At 48.8% G+C, this 23530-nt stretch carries 20 protein-coding genes; 13 read left to right on the plus strand and 7 right to left on the minus strand.

Going from position 1 to position 23530, the window contains the following annotated elements:
- Nucleotides 1-741 precede the first annotated feature (741 nt).
- The 5 genes from L6468_RS13595 to L6468_RS13610 all read left to right on the plus strand — a co-directional run bounded on the left by L6468_RS13595 (nucleotide 742) and on the right by L6468_RS13610 (nucleotide 5199).
- Nucleotides 742-2382, plus strand: a complete 1641-nt coding sequence (locus L6468_RS13595; protein WP_237793611.1) for a TlpA family protein disulfide reductase — start codon at nucleotides 742-744, stop codon at nucleotides 2380-2382.
- Nucleotides 2383-2391: 9 nt separating this feature from the next.
- Nucleotides 2392-3537, plus strand: a complete 1146-nt coding sequence (locus L6468_RS13600; RefSeq protein WP_237793612.1) for a TlpA disulfide reductase family protein — start codon at nucleotides 2392-2394, stop codon at nucleotides 3535-3537.
- 3 nt (nucleotides 3538-3540) lie between these two features.
- Nucleotides 3541-3666, plus strand: a complete 126-nt coding sequence (locus L6468_RS14730) for a hypothetical protein (RefSeq protein WP_255779405.1) — start codon at nucleotides 3541-3543, stop codon at nucleotides 3664-3666.
- 70 nt (nucleotides 3667-3736) lie between these two features.
- On the plus strand, nucleotides 3737-4078 hold the full coding sequence (locus L6468_RS13605) for a helix-turn-helix domain-containing protein (RefSeq protein ID WP_091813627.1): 342 nt from the start codon (nucleotides 3737-3739) through the stop codon (nucleotides 4076-4078).
- Nucleotides 4075-5199: a type II toxin-antitoxin system HipA family toxin gene (locus L6468_RS13610; protein WP_237793613.1), complete on the plus strand. Its 1125-nt coding sequence runs from the start codon at nucleotides 4075-4077 to the stop codon at nucleotides 5197-5199. The genes L6468_RS13605 and L6468_RS13610 overlap by 4 nt, the downstream gene beginning before the upstream one ends.
- 73 nt (nucleotides 5200-5272) lie before the next feature.
- Here L6468_RS13610 and L6468_RS13615 read toward each other — a convergent pair whose 3' ends face one another.
- The 6 genes from L6468_RS13615 to bamJ (L6468_RS13640) all read right to left on the minus strand — a co-directional run bounded on the left by L6468_RS13615 (nucleotide 5273) and on the right by bamJ (L6468_RS13640) (nucleotide 10801).
- Nucleotides 5273-6025: a DUF4468 domain-containing protein gene (locus tag L6468_RS13615; RefSeq protein ID WP_237793614.1), complete on the minus strand. Its 753-nt coding sequence runs from the start codon at nucleotides 6023-6025 to the stop codon at nucleotides 5273-5275.
- Nucleotides 6026-6058: 33 nt separating this feature from the next.
- The gene (locus L6468_RS13620) at nucleotides 6059-7822 is read right to left on the minus strand and encodes a membrane dipeptidase (RefSeq protein ID WP_237793615.1); all 1764 of its coding nucleotides are present in this window, start codon (nucleotides 7820-7822) and stop codon (nucleotides 6059-6061) included.
- A complete protein-coding gene (locus L6468_RS13625) occupies nucleotides 7823-8296 on the minus strand; it encodes an Lrp/AsnC family transcriptional regulator (RefSeq protein WP_091813618.1) in 474 nt (157 codons plus the stop codon).
- An 83-nt stretch (nucleotides 8297-8379) separates the two neighbouring features.
- Nucleotides 8380-9276, minus strand: a complete 897-nt coding sequence (bamJ, locus tag L6468_RS13630) for a BamJ family beta-barrel-assembly machinery protein (protein ID WP_237793616.1) — start codon at nucleotides 9274-9276, stop codon at nucleotides 8380-8382.
- 7 nt (nucleotides 9277-9283) lie between these two features.
- Nucleotides 9284-10153 (minus strand): BamJ family beta-barrel-assembly machinery protein, encoded by an 870-nt coding sequence (gene bamJ, locus L6468_RS13635; RefSeq protein ID WP_091813612.1) that lies wholly within the window; start codon nucleotides 10151-10153, stop codon nucleotides 9284-9286.
- Between the two features lie 42 nt (nucleotides 10154-10195).
- On the minus strand, nucleotides 10196-10801 hold the full coding sequence (bamJ, locus tag L6468_RS13640; RefSeq protein ID WP_091813609.1) for a BamJ family beta-barrel-assembly machinery protein: 606 nt from the start codon (nucleotides 10799-10801) through the stop codon (nucleotides 10196-10198).
- 157 nt (nucleotides 10802-10958) lie between these two features.
- Between bamJ (L6468_RS13640) and miaB the strand changes: the two genes are divergently transcribed.
- Nucleotides 10959-12287 carry a tRNA (N6-isopentenyl adenosine(37)-C2)-methylthiotransferase MiaB gene (gene miaB / locus L6468_RS13645; RefSeq protein ID WP_237796684.1) on the plus strand — a complete coding sequence of 443 codons (1329 nt, stop codon included), beginning with the start codon at nucleotides 10959-10961 and terminating at the stop codon, nucleotides 12285-12287.
- Between the two features lie 3 nt (nucleotides 12288-12290).
- Here miaB and L6468_RS13650 read toward each other — a convergent pair whose 3' ends face one another.
- Complete coding sequence (locus tag L6468_RS13650; RefSeq protein ID WP_237793617.1) at nucleotides 12291-13661, minus strand: purple acid phosphatase family protein; 1371 nt, start codon at nucleotides 13659-13661, stop codon at nucleotides 12291-12293.
- A 110-nt stretch (nucleotides 13662-13771) separates the two neighbouring features.
- On the opposite strand from L6468_RS13650, the gene L6468_RS13655 reads away from it, so the two are divergent.
- From L6468_RS13655 to L6468_RS13685, 7 genes are read left to right on the plus strand one after another with little or no spacing between them, the layout of a single operon-like run.
- The gene (locus L6468_RS13655) at nucleotides 13772-15769 is read left to right on the plus strand and encodes an LTA synthase family protein (protein ID WP_237793618.1); all 1998 of its coding nucleotides are present in this window, start codon (nucleotides 13772-13774) and stop codon (nucleotides 15767-15769) included.
- A gap of 17 nt (nucleotides 15770-15786) precedes the next feature.
- Nucleotides 15787-17616, plus strand: a complete 1830-nt coding sequence (locus tag L6468_RS13660; protein WP_237793619.1) for an ABC transporter ATP-binding protein — start codon at nucleotides 15787-15789, stop codon at nucleotides 17614-17616.
- A 16-nt stretch (nucleotides 17617-17632) separates the two neighbouring features.
- Nucleotides 17633-19423, plus strand: coding sequence for an LTA synthase family protein (locus L6468_RS13665; protein WP_143010048.1), 1791 nt, complete (start codon nucleotides 17633-17635; stop codon nucleotides 19421-19423).
- A gap of 9 nt (nucleotides 19424-19432) precedes the next feature.
- Nucleotides 19433-20548 carry a DegT/DnrJ/EryC1/StrS family aminotransferase gene (locus L6468_RS13670; protein WP_237793620.1) on the plus strand — a complete coding sequence of 372 codons (1116 nt, stop codon included), beginning with the start codon at nucleotides 19433-19435 and terminating at the stop codon, nucleotides 20546-20548.
- A 2-nt stretch (nucleotides 20549-20550) separates the two neighbouring features.
- On the plus strand, nucleotides 20551-21507 hold the full coding sequence (locus L6468_RS13675) for a lysophospholipid acyltransferase family protein (RefSeq protein WP_348534597.1): 957 nt from the start codon (nucleotides 20551-20553) through the stop codon (nucleotides 21505-21507).
- 16 nt (nucleotides 21508-21523) lie between these two features.
- On the plus strand, nucleotides 21524-22528 hold the full coding sequence (locus L6468_RS13680; protein WP_237793621.1) for a glycosyltransferase family 9 protein: 1005 nt from the start codon (nucleotides 21524-21526) through the stop codon (nucleotides 22526-22528).
- Nucleotides 22525-23526, plus strand: coding sequence for a glycosyl transferase family 90 (locus L6468_RS13685; RefSeq protein WP_091854613.1), 1002 nt, complete (start codon nucleotides 22525-22527; stop codon nucleotides 23524-23526). Before L6468_RS13680 ends, L6468_RS13685 begins: the two co-directional genes overlap by 4 nt.
- Nucleotides 23527-23530: the final 4 nt, after the last annotated feature.

Raw genomic sequence — 23530 nt, forward strand, 5'->3', positions numbered from 1 at the left:
TTAGCAAGAAATCCCGACGCAATTTAAGTAGTAAAAAGAAATTACAATCTCCATTTCAGAGTATCTTGACGAGCAACTCGTCGTTTCTCTATCAGCAAAACGACGTTTCTCGACAAGAAAAACGTTTTTACCCCCAACCCTCACTCCAAACGCAGGAAACGCCCTGTGGCAAAGGCTTTGAGGCCAGTGTAGGGTGTTCTCAACCCTACACTCACCCTCACCATATCCTACACTGACCCTACACTCAGAATCTTTTGCCAAAGAACCTTTAGTCTGCCTGCGGCGCTACATAAATAATCATAAATGGACAAAAATTATTTCATGAATCAATATTTATGAGTCATTTATGGATTTTCATGGTCATTCGTGTAGCGTCGTAGACAAAAGAAAAGCACATGAAATTCATGTATAACTGTCCGTACGCAGGGGACGTACTCAGAGTACGTGGACGACGTAATCGGAGTACGTCAACGACGTATTTTTCCAAGAGGTGTGAGTGAGGGGGCAGTGTAGGGTGAGTGTAGGATTAGTGTAGGATGACGAACATCCTCAACACCCCTTAATCCCTTTGTACATCGGCATTTCAGACGGTTCGTGGTGAGGGTGATAGAAAAAACAAATTAAGACATCGTAAGTCATAGGTTTATGATGTTTTTTCATAATTTTAACATCCTTCAGCGACATATTTGCACGATTTCTCCGTATATATAATAAACAAGGTAATAACTAAATAGGAAACCAATGATTAAAAACGCCCTAACCACCCTCCTGCTTGCCCTCATTGCCCTGACGGGGCAGGCTCAGGCTATTCCACAAGATTGGTTTAAGGCCGACACCATTACAATCAAAGGTAGCATTGAAGGATACGATGCAGAGAAGTTTGGCTTTACAACGATGCAGTGCAACTATGAAGACGTATTCGAGAAAGGTCAGGCGACAGTAATTCTCGACATAGCACCTGACGGGACGTTTGAGAAAAGCTTTGTGGCAAATTACCCGTCAATGAACCGTTTTTATACGAGCAAATCAAAAGTGGAATTCTTTGAAATTCCGTTCTTCGTCCGCCCTGGTGAAACCATCGACATCTCTGTGCGTCTCAATGAACAAGGAAAATACGAATGTTTCTACAAAAATGGCAGCAGCAAGAAAGTGGAACGCTGGCTGAAGTCTAGAAAGATGATGAACGGCCAATGTAGGTCGTTGTCTTCATTCAAAGGAAGATTCATCGATGTGCAGACTGTGGCTGATAGTGTTTGGCAGAACCTGATGCAATGCGTATCGTCGGTTAGTCAGCAGTTCCACTATACACCATTTGAAGTGCAGTTAGCCCAAGCCGAAGCACAGGTACAGTTTTTATCTGCCATGATGACTTGTGCCGATAATCATGACATGCGTTCCTACAAAGAAGAGGATGGAATATACATGCCTGAGATAGTTGACAGTGCTGAATGGCTGGCAATAAGAGAAGGTAGAAACTATGCAGCTCTGCGTCATATTGACTTTGACAATCCCCTGTTACTATCTTGCGAAGATTTCCCACGAACATTGAACCATACAGAGTATTCGCCTATGATACATACACAATTGTTTGGCCCCATCAAGAATGAGAAAGGCGAATATGAAAGACCAGAACTCCTATCGACCAACAAGAAAGTATTTGAGAATGTCTGCCAAAACTTTCGCGATATGCTCAATACAGACGACAGAAACAGCCTAATGATTCAACTCTGCAATTATAAACATATGCAGGGACTATTTCCCTCATGGATACAATTTGATGAGACAAAGAAAGACACAACATTGCGAGAATCCTTCCGACAGGAGTTGGCTACAAATTGCGCAAGTCCAGAAAACATGTTTCCAATATATCTCTCCACATTTTCTCACCCTTTTATCCGACAGAAAGCGGAGGAGTTCTATGCTTCCAGAATGATGCAGGAAGGATTAACCAGCACATTGCCTCTTGATAATTCTGTGGCAGACATCATTAGAAAGGTCTCTGCTCGTTATCCAGGACGCATCCTGTTTGTTGATTTCTGGGCGATGTGGTGCGGTAATTGTAAATTCGCTATAAATAAAAGCAAGCAACTTCGTGCTGAGATGGCCAAACGCAACGATGTGAAACTCATCTTCATTGCTAACGAAGAGAATCCGGAAAATGAAGCCTACAAGCGATATGTGAACGAGTGGCTCGCTGACGAAGAAATCATCTGCGTTAACAACATAGAATTTCGCCGTTTACAGGAACTCTTCTACTTCAACAGCATTCCACACTACGAAGTTTTCACTCCCGATTGTCGCCGTGTACACGATGACCTCATTAGTCAAGGTTATAGTAGCCTTGAACACCTATTGAAACGATTAAAAGAAAAACTCAAATAACAGTTATATATGAAATCATTCATCATCACCATCCTGCTGACCCTCGTCTCAATGACGGGACATGGAGAAATAAAATGCCATGTCGTCGGGACTGTTGCTGACGGTGTGAAGCGCCAGACATTCTACGTTGCACAACAAGGCACGGCAGACGATGATGATGCAAAATGGACGGAGATAAAAGTTAAGGACGGGCATTTCGCCCTCGATATAGAAGCCGAAACGACTGAGATGTACGAAATCATAGAGGATCATAAGGAGGGTGGACATTTCGCACTTTTCCTTGTAGAGAACGATACTGTGCGCATCACTATCACCCCCGATGATGAAGGTGCACGTCTGGATGTTGTCGCAGGAGGTCCAGAGCAAGAGAAGTGGTTGGAGATGCAGCGTATGTCCAAAGGCCTTTTCGGACAGGAGGCTGAGATGATAGAGAGCAAGCTCGACTCCTTGGAAGACAACGATCTGCTGGATACGCCCGAGGGGCGTAAATTAGTGCAGGCACATGACTCACTCAAGGCACGGATTGACGCATGGATGAAAGCCTACAAGGCCGACCATCCAATGCTTTATGGATTGCTCTACTTAGAGGTTGGAATGCTCTATGCATACGATGATATAAACGAGGCTCGGCCTTATCTTGATGAATACCATCAGCTATATGAGCACCTCTTTCCAAAGCATCCCGCTCATCGCCGCATCGCCCTAAAGGAACTAGGACTCCAGCTGCAACCAGGACAGCCATACTTCAACGATTATGAGGCTGCAACAGCCGACGGGGAGAAAGTCAGCGTCGGCACTCTCTATCGTGGACGGGTAACCCTCATCATCATGTGGGCATCATGGTGTAACTCGTGTCGCGGCCATGCCAAGTTGCTCATCCCCCTCTATGAAAAATACCATGATGCAGGACTTAACGTCGTAGCTATTGCCCGCGAATGGAATATGAAATCCTTCCGTCTGGCTATGAAGCGCGACAAGTACCCATGGCCCAGCCTCGTGGACTATCAAGACTGCTTTGGCGTCTGGGAAAAGCATGCCAAGAAGAACGGCTCTGGTAAATTTCTGCTTATCGACCGCGATGGTACCATTCTATCCACCTCTTTCGATGCTCAGGAGTTGGAACCGATTATCAAGAAAGCACTAAACATTGAATAAAGCATGAACAAGCAAACCATTATCACCCTCCTGCTTGCCCCCGACGGCACCATCCTTGCCCGCGGCCTGCATGGAGAGGACATAGAAAAGAAACTGACTGAAGTGTTCAGCAACAAGAAAAAGGAATAAATATTTGGTAGTTTGGGCAAAATTTAGTATCTTTGCAACTGATAATATTTAATTAGTTTCTAAAAGAATAATGATTGATACAGATAATATATTATCAGTTCTCGACAACTATACGTTAGAATCTGCTGATGACATCGCGCTAAAGTTGGCAGAGGATTTTCGTCATAGGCGGATAGAGAAGAGTCTGACGAGAGAAGAACTTGCAAAGAAAGCAGAAATCGCTGTTAGCAACCTGGTAAGGTTTGAACAAAAAGGACTGATTTCGCTAAAGAATCTGATTGCGCTGGCTATGGCCTTAGGCTATACTTCGGAAATCAAGAATCTGTTTGCAACTCCCAAATACACCACCATGGAAGAACTGACGCAGATTCGCAAGAACACCAACAAGAAGAAAGCATATAAGAAGCAATGAAAAGTATAGATCGTCTGACTGTAAAATATCACAATGGGGTCGTTGGCATATTATCGCTGACACCCGATGATAAATTCTGTGCTTTCGAATACGACAAAAGCTGGTTGGCTGATGGTTTCAGCATCTCGCCACTCGAACTACCCCTACATCAAGGACTATTCATCGCCAAGCCACAGCCTTTCTATGGCAACTTCGGCATTTTCGAGGATAGTCTGCCTGATGGTTATGGGCGCTATCTGCTCCACAAAGCTTTAATGCGTGAGGGCATCAACGACACTAACCTTTCCTCACTTGACAGGCTAAGCCTCGTAGGAAATGGTGGCATGGGGGCGCTCACCTATCATCCTGAAACGCATATTCAATTAAGCAACGGTGCGACAGATTTGGACATGCTGCAACAGAAGGCTCTTGAAGTCCTGAAAGAACAGCAAGACACTGACGCAGGATTACTACTTTATAATAGCGGTAATAGTGGAGGCGCACGGCCCAAAGCCATCTTCCATGATGAAGAAGGACATTGGCTGGTAAAATTCCGCCACACCTACGACCCCAAGGATATAGGCCAGCAGGAATTCCATTATAACGAGGTAGCAAAACATTGTGGCATCAAAGTTCCAGATTTCAAACTGATGAACGGACGCTATTTCGCTTCACGTCGCTTTGATATCAACGAAGACGGACAGCGTATTCATACTGCAACTGCAGGGGCATTACTCTGTTTGTCGCTGGCCAATCCTGTTCTTGACTATAGCAACCTCCTGGCATTAACTGGCTATTTAACCCAAAGCAGCAAGGAAGTTGAGGAGATGTTCCGTCGTATGGTGTTCAACTATCTGACTGAGAATAAAGACGACCACTGCAAGAACTTTAGTTTCTTAGTCATCCAGGAACCTACAGGTCGTTATGTCTGGCATCTTGCTCCAGCCTATGACCTGACGCTCTGCACAGAAGGTTATAACGGTGAACACGCTACATCAGTCAACGGAACAGGCGATCCCACCTTAGCAGATATGATTGCCGTAGGAACAAAGATTAAGATGAGAGAAGAGCGATGCCGAGAAATCTTCGAAGAAGTAGAAGCTGGCTGTGGTGACCTTTTGCTTCATCGCATAAAGAAATAACATGGGACAGATTTGACTCCACCCTTCTGGCAGAAAATCAAATCTGTCCCAATAATGATTATTCGTATTGTCTTTACCAGTCTTCGTCCTCGTTGCCCACGATACCATTCTTGATGGCTTCTTCCACCTTATCCATGATAGCGTTGGAATAGGCGTGGGTCATCACGAGAGCCTTTGAGCAGGTACGCTTCTTATTATCTTTCTCCACAAAAGGATAATGCTTGGCAATCTCCCACTGCTCGTCATAGAGACGGCGATCGGTATTATCGCCCTTCAGGCGCTTGCCATCACCATAGACATTCTGACGGTCTGTACGGTTGGAACTGTTGTCAAGAATGCCACCAATCCAGCCAGCAGCCTCAGCCTTGAGGATGTCATAGTTTTGTACGGTATAAGTGACACGCACACGTCCTTCCTTGATATCAATCTTGATAACGGGCGTGATGCTCACCACATAACGGTTGAGGGTACCTGTATGATCAGCGATACCATCGATAGAAGAAGAGATGATGATGCAGCCTGCATCCTTATCATTGAGCGTGATAGCCTGCTTGTCCTTAAAAGTTGCCGTAGCCCAGTAGTTCAGCGCCACATAAAGCTGTGACTTCGTCTTACCAGGAGCCTCGATAACCTGCTGATAAGACAGCGACTCGTTCTTATCCAGCGTCAGTTCCTTGGCCAGGTTAGCAGCAGCATCGAGCCACTTATCACCATATTTCTCTTTAGCATATTTCTCCAAATCGGCTGCTTTCATCACTTGTGCCTGAGCACTCATAGCACCACAAGCAAGGATAGCGGTCAGCATCCAACAAAAAATCTTCTTCATATTCATCAGGTTTTTTATATAATTTTCAAACTTTCACCTTTCAACTCCTTGCACCTGCTGCATGACACGCAGGAAGTTGCCTCCCCATATCTTCTGGATATCGGCATCACTATAACGACGAGCCAGCAGCTGGCGGGTGAAGTTGGTCAGCTCACTACTGTTTGCCAACCCACAGATACCACCATCGCCATCAAAATCGGTACCCAGTCCTACGTGGTCGATACCCATCACCTGAATAGCATGATCCAAATGTTGCATAGCATCCAAGATGGTAGCCTCGCCCTCTTTCTTCAGAAACCCATGATAAAGCGTTATCTGGCACACGCCACCCTTGGCGGCAAGGGCACGCATCTGGTCGTCGGTCAGGTTGCGCGGATGGTCACACAGGGCACGAGCCGAACTATGACTGCATACGATAGGCGTCCTTGACAGTTCCAAGGCATCATAGAAACTCTTCTCGTGGGCATGACTCAGATCGACCATAATACCCAGTCGGTTCATCTCGCGGATAACCTCCTGCCCAAAGGCACTCACGCCACCATGGGTCTCAGAGCCACGGGCAGAGTCGCAGATGTCATTATCGCCATTATGACAAAGGGTGATATAGACGATGCCACGGTCCTTGAAATGCTGAATATTGTGGATGTCACCATCAAGTGCCAAACCGTTCTCGATACCCATCATGATACTCTTGCGTCCGGCATGCTTATTATCCCACAACTGCTGAGGCGTACGGGCAAGCGCCAGATAATCGGCATTCTGTGCCACGATTTGTTCAATCTTATCAAAGATATCGTCAGCAAAAGCACGTTTCTCGCCTTTAACGCCCTGCCATTGGTCACTCTGCTGAGGCAGATAAGCCACCATGATCGTGGCATCCTGGCGTCCCTCGGTCATCTTATGCAAGTCAACAAGGATACGTGGGTCGCGAGCGGCGAAGTTCACATCCTGAGGGAAGAACATCGGCGTGTCGCAATGGGTGTCGAGCGTCAAGGTGTGATGATGCACACGCTTCACCTCCTTGAACTTCCGTGCCTCGTCCACCAGCCACTGAAAGACAGGCAGTCCGTCGGCACCCATACACTCCGGATGCCACTGCACACCCAGGATAGGCTTGAACTCGGTACTCTCAATAGCCTCTATCACCCCATCGGCAGCACGACCGACAACACGGAAACGAGGTCCGGCATCGCTCACCGCCTGATGATGGAAGGAGTTGACATAGAGAGGGAAAAGTGAAGAGTGAAGAGTGAAAGACTTGCTACCGCTGTATATTTTATACAAGGTAGAATCTTTTTCAATGGAGACAGAATGCGTAGGTTCTGAGCGATCAGCATCCTGTGAATGTTTCACGGTAGTCAACTTGATATCCTGCTCCACCTTGCCGCCCAAAGCCACAGCCAAGGTCTGGATGCCACGACAGATGCCAAGGATAGGCAACTGACGGTTATAGGCCATTCGGGCAATGAGCAGTTCGGGCAGGTCGCGCTCACTATTGATGCCTCCCAGGCCCGGCACAGGTTCCTCACCACAATAGAGGGGGTTGATATCGGCTCCGCCACTGAGCATCAGGGCATCAATACGGTCGAGCGTGTCGGCCAGCACTGTCTTGTCAGCCACAGGCGGAATAATCATAGGCACACCACCAGCAGCCACTATCTGTTTATAGTATCCCTCACCCAGTTTACAGGTCAGCTCACCATAGTTGCCTGTAATACCAATAACCGGCCGACGCTGCGCGACAGGGAATTCCTGATGAGCCTCGGCCAGTATAGCATTCAAATCAAAATGCCTCATTTACAATTCTATTTCTTCGAAATGAACAGGTATTTCACGTTTGATGCTCTGTTCGAGCGAGATCAGCGTCTCTGTAGCCACCACGCCGGGAATTTCCTGCAGCTGGCCATTGATGAGGTCCATCAACTGCTCATTGTCGCGCGCATAGAGTTTCACCATCATGGTATAAGGACCAGTGGTGAAATGGCACTCCACAACCTCAGGGACGAGTTCCAGACGCTTCACCACATCCTTGTACATAGAACCACGCTCCAGGGTGATACCTACATAGGTACAAGTGCGATAGCCCAAAGACTTGGGGTTAACGTCAAAGCCGCTGCCCGTGATAACATTATTATCAACAAGGCGCTGCACACGCTGATGAATAGCAGCACGCGACACACCGCAGTCGGCGGCAACATCCTTAAAAGGAATACGTGCGTTCTGTGACAAGATGCTCAGAATTTTCTTGTCTAGGTTATCAATTTTCTCCATTTAAAAAGTGTACTTTTGCAATCTGATAGCAAAAGTACACTTTTTTATTTAATCATGCAACTTTTTTCGGAAAAATTGATGATTTATTTATCAATACCTACCAATTCTACGTCAAAAATTAAGGTAGAATAAGGAGGAATCTGTCCTGCAGCACGCTCGCCGTAACCCAGTTCCTGAGGGATAAAGAGCTGCCACTTAGAGCCAACAGGCATCATGGTGAGCGCCTCTGTCCATCCCTTGATAACCTGGTCGGGACGGAAGGTAGCGGGTTCGTTGCCATGCTTAGAAGAAGCATCAAATACGGTGCCGTCGATCAGTCGGCCCTCATAGTGCACCTTCACCTTGTCGGTCTTCTGAGGCACGATGCCATCGCCCTGCTTCAAGACCTTATACTGCAAACCGCTGGGCAGACAAATCACACCTTCCTTCTTGGCATTCTCGGCCAGGAAAGCACGACCTTTCTCTGTCAGGGCAGCAATCTTGGCCTGACGGTTAGCCTCGGTCTTCTGACTAGACACGGTATGAGCCTTTGCGGTAGTCATCACCGTGGTATCACCCAGCAAAGCATCAGCAAAGCCACGGAAGAAGAGTTGCTCGTTGATGGAATCGGGAGCACCATCGGCCTCCTGCTTCAAACCAGAGAGCATACGTCCGCTCACCTGCTCGGCAATCGTCACACCAGCCATACGCGCCTTCTGACGGGGATCCTTCAGTGCCTTGACAGCCTCTTCGAAACCAGCCACGAAATCAGTCATGTAAGCGGTGTCAACACCCAGCTGAGACTGCAGATAGCCTACCAGGCCCTCGGTAACAGACATACCAACGGTATAGCTCAGCGAGTCACTGCTTGAGAGCAGCTTCACGGGAGCCTTCACCACCTCGGTCTTGTCGGCCTTCTTATCCTTCTTCTTTTTAGCATCCACGGTGCTAAAAGAAGCACTCACCACGAGGGCGAGTGCTATAGTCAGTATCTTCTTCATATCAGAATTACTTCACTTCAACAAGTTCTACCTTGAAAATCAGGGCAGAGAAAGGAGGAATCTGACCAGACTGGTTGGCACCGTAGCCCAACTCCTGAGGAATGTAGATCTCCCACTCTGAACCAGCAGGCATAGCCTTCAGAGCCTCCTGCCAACCCTTGATAACACGGCCAACCATGAACTCGGCGGGCTGGTCACCATGACGGTTAGAAGCGTCGAACACAGTACCGTCAACCAGACGCCCCTCGTAGTTAACCACTACGGTAGAGGTATCAGCAGGCATAGCACCGTTGCCTTCCTTAATCACCTTGTACTGAACACCGCAAGGCAGGGTCTTCACACCTTCCTTCTTGGCATTCTGAGCCAGGAACTTCTCACCGGCAGTCTTGTTGGCACCAAACTGCTTCTCCTGAGCCTTGGCCTTGATAGCCTCGAACAGAACATTGGCAACTGAGTCAGCCTCCTGAACAGTCATCTTGCCGTCGCCCTTTACACCATTGACGAAACCTGCAAGGATATTGCGGAGAGATACGGTCTGAGTAGAATCCTCACCGAAGAGCTGATAGTTCAGACCCTTCACCATGTTGTTGGAAATCTGCTGACCAATCTCGATACCAGCGAAATAAGCAGCCTTCTTAGGATCATCAGCGGCATTGGCACCGTCGTTAACACCCTGCAGGAACTCTGCGATGTAGGTGGTGTCAACGCCCTTGGCACGTGACAGATAATCCATGAGACCCTGACTCTGACTCATACCGACAGCATAGCTCAGGGTATCAACATCAGTTTTCAAACTTGCCTTAGGCGAGTTTCCGTTGCATGACATCATGCCAGCAACAGCAATGGCTGCAACAGCCATAGAAAAAATCTTTTTCATTTTTGTTTTAAATTTTTATTGTGTTATTTGTCGATATACCAATTACATCACCTCGATGAGCTCTACATCGAAAATCAAGGTAGCAAAGGGAGGAATCATTGCACCTGCACCACCCTCGCCATAAGCCAGGCGGTAAGGGATGAAGAAGCGGTACTTGCCACCCTCAGACATCAGCTGCAGACCCTCGGTCCAGCCAGCGATAACCTGCTGCAGACCGAATACGGCGGGCTCGCCACGCTGTACACTGCTGTCGAACACGGTACCGTCGATGAGGAAACCCTCGTAGTGACACTTCACAGAATCCTTGGCGGTAGGCTTCTTACCGTTACCCTCCTTCAGCACCTGATACTGCAGGCCGCTGGCAGTCGTGATAACACCTTCCTTCTTGGCATTCTCAGCCAGATATTTCTCGCCCTCTTCCTTAGCAGCCTTGCCCTTCTCGGCACGCTCTGCATTCATAGCGGCTTCCTTCTTTGCAAAATATTCCTGCACAATCTGCTGGGCATCACGATGTGACACCTTCAGCTCAGCACCTGCGAGCACATCCTTGATTGACTGTGCGAAATCATCTACATTCAGATCTGTAGCACCCATCTGTGCCAGCTGCTGTCCGATGCCCAAACCCAGGGCATAACTTACTTTATCCATGCTTTTTTATTATATAATAATGTGTATTGTCAAAAATTGCGTGCAAAATTAAACATTTTCTACGACACATGTGCCAACTGTGGATAAAAATTAGTTTTATTTAAGGCTATATGCAGAAAAAAGTTCGTACCTTTGCACCCGGATTTAAATTAATATGATGAAGAAACTATTTATAGAAACTTATGGCTGTCAGATGAATGTGGCCGATTCTGAGGTAGTGGCCTCAGTAATGCAAATGGCTGGTTATGAGACTTGTGAAAGTCTGGAAGAGGCCGATGCTGTATTTTTGAATACTTGTTCGGTGCGCGATAATGCCGAACAGAAGATATACCATCGTTTGGAGGCACTGGGTGCCATCAAGCGCAAGCGTCCGTTGGTTATCGGCGTGCTGGGCTGTATGGCTGAGCGCGTGCAACAGGACCTGCTGGAGAATCATGGGGCCGACCTCGTGGCCGGACCCGATGCCTATATGACCCTGCCCGACCTGGTGGCCCAGGCCGAACTGGGACATAAGGCCATGAATATCGAACTGTCTACTTCAGAGACCTATAAGGACGTTGTGCCTCAGCGCATTGGCCTGGGTCATAAGATTGGCGGTTTCGTGAGCATCATGCGTGGCTGTAACAACTTCTGCCACTACTGCATCGTGCCCTACACCCGTGGTCGTGAGCGCAGCCGCGACGTAGAGAGCATCCTGCGTGAGGTACGCGATCTGCGTGACCGTGGCTTCAAGGAGGTAACGTTGCTTGGACAGAATGTGAACTCATACAAGAGTGAAGTCGTGAAGGAGGGTGGCAATGAAGAAGTCACTTTTGCCCAGCTCCTCAGACTGGTGGCCCACGAGGCACCTCAGATGCGCATCCGCTTCACTACCTCACATCCCAAGGATATGAGCGACGAGACATTGCATGTCATTGCGGAGGAACCCAATGTATGCAAGCATATCCACCTGCCCGTACAGAGCGGCTCTGACCGTATCCTGAAACTGATGAACCGCAAATATACCCGTGAGTGGTATATGGACCGTGTGGCTGCCATCCGCAGGATTATACCTGACTGCGGGCTGTCCACCGATATCTTCGTAGGCTATCACGACGAGACAGAGGAAGACCATCAGCTCAGTCTCAGTCTGATGCGCGAGGTAGGCTATGACTCTGCCTTTATGTTCAAATATTCTGAGCGCCCCGGCACATACGCCTCAAAACATCTGCCCGACAATATCGCAGAAGAAGAGAAGATTCGCAGACTGAATGAGCTCATTGCCCTGCAGACGGAGATTTCTGCCCAGCAGAACAAGAAGGACGAGGGCAAGGAGTTTGACGTGCTGGTAGAAGGTTTCTCCAAGCGCAGTCGTGAGCAGCTCTGCGGTCGCACGGAACAAAATAAAATGGTGGTCTTCAACAAAGGAAACCACCATATTGGAGAAACAGTACGGGTGCGCATCACAGGCAGCACCAGCGCTACTCTTTTCGGCGAGGAAGTATAAGGACTACTTCCGCATCCTCTCAGGATGCTTTGCCTTATACGCCTCGATTCGTTCGGCATACGCCCGGTCTTTCTTACTGGAAGGGTCGGGCGTATATTCCATATATTCAGGAATATCACGACCAAAGTCCAGGATATTCACACTATCACCTTTCTTTACAATACGCAGGGAGTCATAGAGTGAGTGATGATAGGATTCATAGGTAGCCATCACCAATGTATCTCCCTTAATATCAACGGTTTGATAATAGCGACTGGAGATACCAAACTTATCAAACTCATCATCAAACTGTATGCGATAATTCTTGGGTGAACAATGGCTCACGGTATAGACAGGCGTCGTTGCCTTGTCATTGTCATCATGGCGCGTCATGCGTCCATAGGCATGTTCGTGACCCTGCATCACCAGGTCAACCCCATACTCCTCAATCAGGTCATTGAACACCCATCGCTGAATCAGGTTGTTATGGCCTTTCAACGAGAAAAGAGGATGATGCAGAACCACAATCTTCCAACGTGCGCTGCTGTTCTGCAACTCACGTTCCAGCCAACTGCGCTGGGTCAGCAGGTAAGGCAGTTCACGGTTACTGTCCAACAGGAAGAACTGTGCAGAACCATAACGGACGGTATAGACCTGGTTATCCTCAATCTTGGAATCAAGGAAATAGGAATAAATCAGGGGGAAACGGCGTTCCAACGATACGATGACGCCCTTCAGATAGTCGTGATTACCCGTCACGGTGAGCAGGGGCATCGCCTGACAGATACTGTCCACATCACGGAAGGTCTCAGCCCAGCACTCATCTTTCGGACGATCCGTCAGGTCGCCTCCACAAACCAGGAACTCGGTCTGGGGATGATAAGCCAAGGCTTCCTTCAGAATACGGTTGGAAGCTCCGCCCACCGTATCCTGCACATCACCTACATACATGAACGACAGGTTGTTACGGTTTTCCTTGTAGGTCTGGAAATGATACCATTGAGAGGCTTTCCCGTCGGTCACAGCACGATAAGCATACTGGGCATCAGGGCGCAACTGACGGAGACGGGCCACATAATAGGCGGCCACGCCACTGCGTGAACGGAACACTTCGCCATAGGCCTCAATCCTTACCGTATCGCCATCAGGCAACTGGGCCAGCTCCAGATACGAGGGATGGAGGATACTGTCGGCCTGCCAACTGACATTTCTTGACGATTCCAGACTGTCACCAAAGGTGAGCAGCACGCGATGGGGTTCTGCCTCAGATACATAAGGCGCCTCTTCAGGATTACGAAACCAGGCATCCCAACGACTGGATGTCCAAAAACCAGCCCCTATCAACACTAGGAGAATAACGACTAGAGTCGTTCGTTTTGCTCTTTTTTTTGCCATATGACTGCAAAAGTAGTACAATTTTTTGAAATAAAGCCTTTACTACGCTGATTTTTCGTAAATTCTTCGTACTTTTGCACCTTTAAAGTATGAAAAGTACATTTACAAAAATGAAAAGTTCATTTTATAATCATCCCGTAATAGCACTGGTTGGCAACTTAGGCATTGTCTACCTGATGTTCACATTCTGCCGACTGGTATTCCTACTGCTGAACTGGGGTATGTATGCTGACACCATGACATGGGGTCACGCCCTTGACTTATTTGGCGCTGGACTGATTTTTGATACCACAGCCATTCTCTATACCAATGCCCTGGTCATTCTGATGATGCTATTCCCCCTGCATTGGAAAGAGCGTAAAGGCTACTACAAAGTAGTCAGGTGGATTTACGTTATCTGTAACTCCGTTGCCATCTGGGCAAATCTCTGCGACTGTGTATATTTCCCCTTTACGGGCAAGCGCACCACAACCTCGGTTTTCTACGAGTTCAGTAACGAAGGCGTGGGCGGCATGACCAAGATTATGGGCGAGCAGTTTATTGCCAACTGGTACCTGGTACTGCTGGCATTCCTGCTGTCGTGGGTGCTGTGGAAGACCTTCCTGCCAAGAGTAAAAGGAAAGGGGAAAAGTGAAAAGTCTGCTTTCACATCACCTCTGCTCAGATATTATATTGTGCAGACAGTAGCGTTACTGGTAACCATCCCCCTGACGGTGGCCGGTATGCGTGGAGGCTTTACCGCCGCTGTGCGTCCTATCACCATCAGCAATGCCAATCAGTTTGTAGACCGTCCTGCTGAGACAGGTATCGTACTGAACACGCCTTTCAGCATCTATCGCACGCTGAGCAAGAAACCACTCATCACACCCGATTACATGAGCGAGGAAGAGGCCTTGGCACTCTACTCCCCTATTCATACGCCGGCCGACTCTGTAGCTTTCACGCCGAAGAATGTGGTTGTGTTTATTCTGGAGAGTTTCGGCAAACAGCATTTCGGCTATTACAACAAGACGCTGCGTAATGGCACCTACAAGGGATACACACCATTCCTTGACTCACTGATAGCCAACGGAGCCATGACATGGCAGTACTCCTATGCCAACGGACGAAGGAGTATCGAGGGTATGCCATCGGTACTGTCGTCGCTGCCCAACTATGTAGAACCGCTGTTCCTCACACCTGCATCCCTGAACCACATGTCAGGACTGGCACGCGAGCTTGGAGAGCAGAAAGGATACACCACGGCATTTTTCCACGGCGCACAGAACAATTCCATGGGATTCCAGGCCTTTGCCCGTGCTACTGGCTTTAAGAATTATTACGGCAGAACGGAATATAATGAAGACCCCAACTTCCATGGCGACGATGATTTCGACGGCACCTGGGCCATCTGGGACGAGGAGTTCCTGCAGTTCTATGCCCAGCAGATGACCAAGATGCAACAGCCTTTCATGACTGCTGTATTCACGGCCTCATCGCATACGCCCTGCGTCGTGCCCGAAAGATACAAAGGGAAGTTCCCCAAGGGTGAAGACGACGTGATGGAATGCGTGGCCTATAGCGACAATGCCCTCCGCCTCTTCTTTGAGACTGCCAAAAAGCAGCCATGGTTCAAGAATACGCTCTTCGTGATTACCGCCGACCACACCAGTGGCGCCACAGACCCATTCTACCGCACCACGCTGGGCAACTACTGCGTGCCTATCATCCTCTACGCTCCTGGCGACAAGGCCTTGCGAGGCTATGACACGCAGCACATCGTGGAACAGACTGATATCATGCCCACCGTGCTCTCATACCTGCATTACGACAAGCCTTACCTGGCTTTCGGAAAGGACATGCTCAACACGTCAGCAGAAGAGAGCCACGCACTCCACTGGGTAGCGAGCAGCAATGGCTATGAATTCGTGAAGGGCCCCTATGCACTGGAGTTTGACGGCGAACAGGTCACGTCAGCCTTCCATTATCGTACAGACTCCACCTTTACGCACAATATACTGAAATCCATACCTGCCGACACGTTAGACCAGATGACGCGACAGATGAAGTCCATCATCCAGCAGTACATGCAGCGTATGAACAACGACCAGTTGGTAATCAAAAAGTGAAAGTTGAAAAAAGATAAATGAAAGAGTTTTTGAAAGTACTGAGGCGTTTCGTGCCTCCCTATAAGAAATACCTGCTCCTGTCGATATTCTTCAACGTGTCATCGGCAGTGCTCAACATTTTCTCATTTGCAGCCCTGATACCTATCCTGCAAATCCTGTTCCAGACCGGCGACGCAGAGGCTGCGACCTCCGTGATGGCATGGGACTGGGGAAATGTTCAGGAGGTGTTGATGAACAACCTGAACTATTATGTCAACGGCCTGATAGCCGACTATGGCCCAACCACTACCTTGTTGCTCATCGGTCTGTTCCTGGCAAGCACAACCATGCTGAAGACGGGATTCTACTTCCTCACCTCAGCCTGTATCGTACCTATCCGTACCGGTGTGGTACGCGATATACGTAACCAGATTTATCAGAAGATCACGTCTCTCCCCCTGGGTTTCTTCTCTGAGGAACGAAAGGGAGATATCATTGCCCGTATGAGCGGCGACGTACTGGAGGTAGAGTCGAGCATTATGTCATCACTCGACATGCTGTTCAAGAACCCCGTACTGATTATCGCCTATTTCTCTACGATGCTGTTTGTATCGTGGCAACTGACCCTTTTCACCCTGATTATCGTACCCGTCATGGGATGGATCATGGGAATGATAGGACGTAAGCTGAAGCGCAAGAGTATCGAGGCTCAGGCCCTATGGAGCGACACGATGAGTCAGGCAGAGGAGACGCTTGGTGGCCTGCGCATCATCAAGGCTTTCTGTGCAGAGGAGAAGATGAACAAGCGTTTCGACAAGATCAACTCTTCTTATCGTGACCATCTGATGAAGGTTAATATCCGTCAGTCATCGGCTCACCCCATGAGTGAGTTCCTCGGTACCGTGATGATTGTCATCGTACTTTGGTTTGGCGGCATGCTGGTACTCAACAACCAGGCTATCACCGGCCCTACGTTCATCTACTACATGGTGATTCTCTATTCTATCATCAATCCATTGAAGGAATTCTCAAAGGCCAGCTACAACATCCCCAAGGGACTGGCATCCATGGAGCGTATTGACAAAATCCTCTTGGCAGAGAACACCATCAAGGAGAAAGAGAATCCTAAGCATATCGGCTCTTTCGAACAACAGATTGAGTTCCGTCATGTATCCTTCCGCTATGGCGACAAGTGGGTGCTTCAGGACATCAACTTAGTGATTCCAAAGGGAAAGACCATCGCGCTGGTAGGACAGAGCGGTGGCGGTAAGTCAACACTCGTAGACCTGATTCCCCGTTACTACGACGTACAGGAAGGAGAAGTGCTGATTGATGGCATTAACGTGAAGGACCTTGGCATACACGACCTGCGCCAGCTGATAGGCAATGTCAACCAAGAGGCCATCCTGTTTAACGACACCTTCCGCAATAATATCGCCTTTGGTGTGGACAAAGCTACAGACGAGCAGATTGCCGAGGCAGCAAAGATTGCCAACGCCTATGATTTCATCATGCAGTCGGAACAGGGATTTGAGACTAACATCGGAGACCGTGGCGGACGATTGTCGGGTGGTCAGCGCCAGCGCGTGAGCATTGCCCGTGCCATCTTGAAGAATCCTCCCATCCTGATTCTCGATGAGGCCACATCAGCCCTCGATACAGAGAGTGAGCGACTGGTACAGGATGCCCTGGAACGTCTGATGAAGACACGCACCACCGTGGCTATTGCCCACCGCCTGTCGACCATCAAGAATGCAGACGAGATATGCGTACTCCACGAAGGACGTATCGTAGAGCGCGGCACCCACGATGAACTGCTCAGCATGGATGGCTACTACAAGAAACTGAACGACATGCAAAGTCTTTAAAAGAGCATAGCGGATAGTGAAGAAACGACTATTATATCTCATCAGGTTCTACCTATTGACAGTTCTGATTTTCATGGCTGCCAAATGGGCATTCATGATATGTAATCATGCCGAAGGCACATTCTCTGTAGGTGATATGTTTGCCGTGTTATGGCATGGACTGAGCCTTGACTTGTCAACAGCTCTCTATTTCCTGATACTGCCATTCCTCATCACCATGGTCAGCATCTGGGTCAGGATACCCAAATGGCTGATGAGACCTTATTATGCCCTGATAGCACTGGCTTTCGCCTTGGCATTCGTCAGCGACACCAGCATGTATGCATTCTGGCATTTCAAGCTTGACTTCTCATGGTTGCAATACCTGGAATCGCCCAACGAGGTGATGGCCAGTGTATCCGTTGGTTATATGATTATCAGGGTTATCGTCTTGGTTTTCAGCACAATTGTCTTCTTCTTTGCATACGACAGACTTGCAGGCGTACCTGCTTCGTCACGCGGCAACTGGAAAGAGCTGATTCTCTATGTCGTGACGGCCCCATTGATGGTCATTGGCATTCGCGGCGGATTTGGAGATGCGACAACCAATACCGGACAGGTATACTACTCGCAGAACCAGTTCCTGAACCATTCTGCAGTAAACCCCATATTCTGTTTCTTCTATTCCATGTCTCACCAACTGGAAGATTTATCACAATACCAGTTCTTTGAGCCGGAAGAATGTGAAGAACTGCTCCAAGGGGTCTACACCACAGAGAGTCTGCACCAGGACACCCTCCTCACCACCGAACGTCCCGATATCCTCATCATCCTTCTGGAAAGTGCGGGAGAACAGTTTGCCAGTGTCATGCCACATCTTCAGGAACTGAAGAAAGAAGGCATCTATTTCAGTCAGTGTTTTGCCAACTCCTGGCGTACTGACCGCGGAACGCTCTGCGTATTGAGCGGCTATCCTTCGTTCCCCGCCATCTCTATCATGAAGACGCCAGAGAAGAGTGGGTTCCTGCCCAGCATTGCCGGCAGATTAAAGGAAAAGGGCTATCAGACCAGCTATCTGTACGGTGGCGATGCCAACTTTACGAATATGCGCAGTTACCTGTTCTCCACAGGCTGGGACCGGCTCACGGACATCAAGGACTTCTCGTTCAAGGAACAGCAGACTGGTCAGTGGGGCGTGCGGGATGATATCACTTTCCAGAGGATTTACAACCAGATGATTCAGTCGTCACCAGATGTTCCTCACCTGTGGGGATACAGCACACTCTCCAGTCATGAGCCCTGGGAGGTACCCGTCAAGAAACTGGATGACGAGGTCGATAACGCATTCTGTTATCTGGATGACTGCATTGATGATCTCATCAACAAACTGAAACAGACACCCCGATGGGACAACATGCTCATCGTGATGATTGCCGACCATGGTATCATTCACGGAGAGATAGACCAGACAAAGCCCTTACAGAAGAACCACATCCCCATGCTATGGGTGGGCGGTGCCATTCGTGAACCACGAGTCATCGACAGGCTCTGTAATCAGAGCGACCTGGCCGCTACCCTCTTCGGACAACTCCATCTGAACCACGACGACTTTATATTCAGTCGCGACGTGCTCTCAGAGAGCTATACCCTCCCAACAGTGGTGAACAACTACAGCAATGCCCAATGGATTTACAACGCCACTGGACAACAGCTCTATGATTTCGACTTGAAACGGCCCCTCATCAATGAGTGCGAAGATGCACAACAGATGACACGCCTGAACAAGGCCATCATACAGCAGACCACTACGGACTTGCAAAACAGATAAATTAGAGCGATGATAAAATTCTTAGACCTACAGCGCATCACGCAGAAATACGGAGAAGAGATTCACGAAGCCATCACACGCGTCGTGAACTCGGGCTATTATCTGCAAGGAGCGGAGAACAAACGCTTCGAGACTGACTATGCTGCCTTTATCGGCAGTCGCTATTGCGTGGGCTGCGGAAATGGCCTGGATGCCCTGATTTGGATTTATCGCGCCTATATAGAGATGGGGGTGATGCAGCCAGGCGATGAAGTCATCGTGCCGGCCAACACCTTTATCGCATCCATTCTTGCCCTGACCGAGAATGGATTAGTTCCGGTCCTGGCCGAACCTCGTTATGACACCCTGGAGCTGGATGACAGCAAGTTGGAAGCCCTCATCACACCAAAGACCCGTTCCATCCTGTTGGTTCACCTCTACGGCCGGTGTGCATATACGGAAGAGATTGGCAGATTATGCCAGAAACACAACTTAAAGCTGGTGGAGGATAATGCGCAGGCCCACGGCTGCAGATATACTGATGGCCGACGGACAGGCAGTCTTGGTGATGCGGCAGGACACAGTTTCTACCCAGGAAAAAACCTTGGCGCATTAGGCGATGCAGGAGCCGTAACCTGCAACGACAAGGAATTGGCTGATACCATCCGTGCGCTGGCCAATTACGGCAGTCAACAGAAATATATCTTCAAATATACAGGACGAAACAGCAGAATGGATGAGACACAGGCTGCCGTGCTGGATGTCAAACTGCATCATCTGGATGAAGACAATGACGCGCGCCGTGCCATCGCCAGGATTTACTATGAGGGAATCAGCAATCCTCTAGTGACTCTCCCCGATTACCTGGAAGATGAGCAGAACGTCTATCACATCTTCCCCGTATTCTGCGAACACAGGGATGAGCTACAGGAATACCTGAAAGAGCAAGGTATTCAGACACTCATCCACTATCCTATCCCGCCTCACAAGCAGGAATGCTACAGCCAATGGAACAGTCTGTCGCTTCCTGTCACGGAAAAGATCCACCGCCAGGAACTCAGTCTGCCCATCAGTCCTGTGATGACACCCGACGAGGCCCGTGAGGTGGTTAAGGCTCTCAATACATTTAAACTAAAATCCAATTAACGATGATGAAGAATCTCTTATATTATCTCCTGTATGGTTTCGCATACCTGATTTCCTTGTTGCCCTTCAAGGTGCTTTACGGACTGTCTGACTGTATTTGGTTCCTGATGTATCGCGTCGTGAAATACAGGAGAAAAGTAGTGTGGAAGAACCTCAAGGCATCATTTCCTGAAAAGGACGATATTGAGTTATCCTGTATAGAATACGAATTCTACCAGTGGTTGTGCGACTATATCGTTGAAACGATCAAGCTGTTAAGTATCAGCGACAAGGAACTCCTGAAGCATATTGAGTTCCAGAATGTAGAGGAACTGGAGAAATGCTACGACCGTGGTCAGAACTGCGCTGCCATCCTTGGCCATTACTGCAACTGGGAATGGCTGTCAGCTACAGGACTGGCCTTCCGTCGCTATCCCAACGCTGTGATGGGCCTTATCTATCATCCGCTCTATAATGACGCGTTTGACAAGCTCTTCATTGCAGTCCGTTCGGCTCATGGTGGCAGTTGCATTCCCAAGAAGGATGTGTTGCGCCACCTCATCACATGCAAACAGGAGCAGAAGCCCTATCTCTTCGGCTATATCAGCGACCAGGCACCACGTTGGATGAACATCCACCTGTGGATTAAGTTCCTGAATCAGGATACCGCTGTCTTCACGGGTGGAGAGCGCATCATGCGCAAGGCAAACGATGCCGTGTTCTATGTTGACATGTTCCGTCCACGACGCGGCTATTATACCTGTACGTTCCGTAAGATAACAGATGACATCAATTCACTGCCCGAGAACGAAGTGACCAAGCAGTTCTTCCAGCTACTGGAGAAAGCTATCTATCGTGCCCCGGTTTACTACCTGTGGACACACAACCGTTGGAAGCGCACAAAGGAGGAGTTCGACCGGGTTTATAACCTGGTGAACGGACGTACCATTCCCAAGGATCCCAATGTCACAGGCAGTTAATCATAAAGACAAGACTATGGAAGTAAAAAATGTACTCGTAGTACGATTCCGACAACTGGGCGATGCCGTATTGACCACAGTTATCTGCAACACCATCAGGAAGACTTTCCCTGATGCACGCATCGACTATGTGCTCAATGATAACCTGGCTGCGCTTTTCGAGGGCCATCCCTCTATAGACCGCATCATCACCTTTACGAAGGAAGAACGTCACGATACGATGACATACCTGAAGAAGGTGTGGCGCATCATGCATGAGACCCGTTATGACGTCATCATCGACAAACGTTCGACCTTCAATACGACACCATTTGCCCTTTTCTCCTTGCACACACCCATCCGTGTGGCCTTGAAGAAGCCCTACACCTGGCTGTTGTATAACCACCGTGTCGGTTCGGTAGAGAACACACCAATGATTGACCACATCCTGGAGCATCTGGAACCCCTGGAGCGTATCTGTCCTGTGCAATACGACCGGAAGATGACCCTCTGGGTATCAGAACAAGAGAAGGAAGACTTCAGGACCTATCTCCATCAGCAGGGAATGGACCTCAGTCGTCCTATTGCCCTGATAGGTGTCACCGCCAAATTGGAGAATAAGACCTGGCCAAAAGAAAAGATGACCGAGGTACTTAAGCGTTTTATTGAGTGTTTCCCGGAGATACAACTCATCTTCAACTATGCCCCAGGCAAGGAGGAAGAGAATGCACGCGACATCTACCAGCGCCTTGGCGCACCGGCCTCCGTCTTCATTGACGTACAGGCCAGAAGCAGCAGACAATTGGCTGCCATGTGTGACGCCATCAACCTGTACTTCGGAAACGAAGGTGGGGCACGCCACATCGTACATGCCATGCAGAAGCCGTCACTGGTTGTCTGTTCACCAGTCGCCAATCCACAGGTATGGATACCCCAGGATGAAGTACCAGCCGTAGCCATCCGCAACGAGGAAGCAACGGTAGACCATGTATGGCTGATGCTGAAAGAATTTACAACAAAACATATAAAGACACAACTATGAGTGATTTGAAACGCAAGTTCTATTATACTTTCCACAGCGGAAAGAACCCGAAATTCATCTACTACCTGGTGAATTTCGTTCGTCAGGCTGTACCAAAGCCATTACTCAACGCCATGCTGGACCATGAGCTCCGCAAGCTTGACAGTCGTCCTGACAAGGAATATATCCTGAGTCGTGTGGACTACTATTGCAGGCTGACAGCCGAGACGCCCTATGACCGCGAGGCCTTTTTGAAAGCATCAACAGAACTGCGTCATACGAAAAAGACCGGTGCATCCGTCTACTATTACGATGCGCTGGAGTTCTCCCGTTGGTTCAACCAGTCCCTGCGCTGGATTCTTCAGGCTGGCGATATAGACTATGCCCTACCCCTGCCGTCTATTGTGAAGAGCCGCCTCATCGAAGGCGACATGACGAATAATGTCATCATGAAGCTTGAGAAGGTACGCCACTTTATCTTTGTGAAGGACCGTTTGAAATTTACCGACAAGAAGGATATGGCCATCTTCCGTGGAAAGATTGGTCAGGCCAATAGCAAGGAGATGAAACGTAACCGCTACGACTTTGCCTGCAAATACTTCGGCCACCCGATGGTTGATGTAGGTGAGATAGGTGGTGTGGAACCCAAATGGCAAGTGCAGAAGATGACCATCCCAGAACATCTTGACTATAAGTTCATCATGTCACTCGAAGGTAATGACGTTGCGTCAAACCTGAAATGGGTGATGTCGTCCAACTCTATTGCCATCAGTCCGAAGCTGCGCTGTGAGACCTGGTTCATGGAGGGTACGCTGAAACCCGACTATCACTATATCGGCGTGGAGGAAGACTATAGCGACCTCATCGACAAGATGGAATATTACATAGCCCATCCGGAGAAAGCACAGGAGATTATTGACCATGCCCACGAGTATATAGACCAGTTCCGCGACCGTGAGCGTGAGAAGCTCATCTCTCTCCTGGTACTGAAACGCTATCTGGATATTATGAACCCCTAGGCCA

Source organism: Prevotella communis, assembly GCF_022024115.1.
Taxonomy (GTDB): Bacteria; Bacteroidota; Bacteroidia; order Bacteroidales; family Bacteroidaceae; genus Prevotella; species Prevotella communis.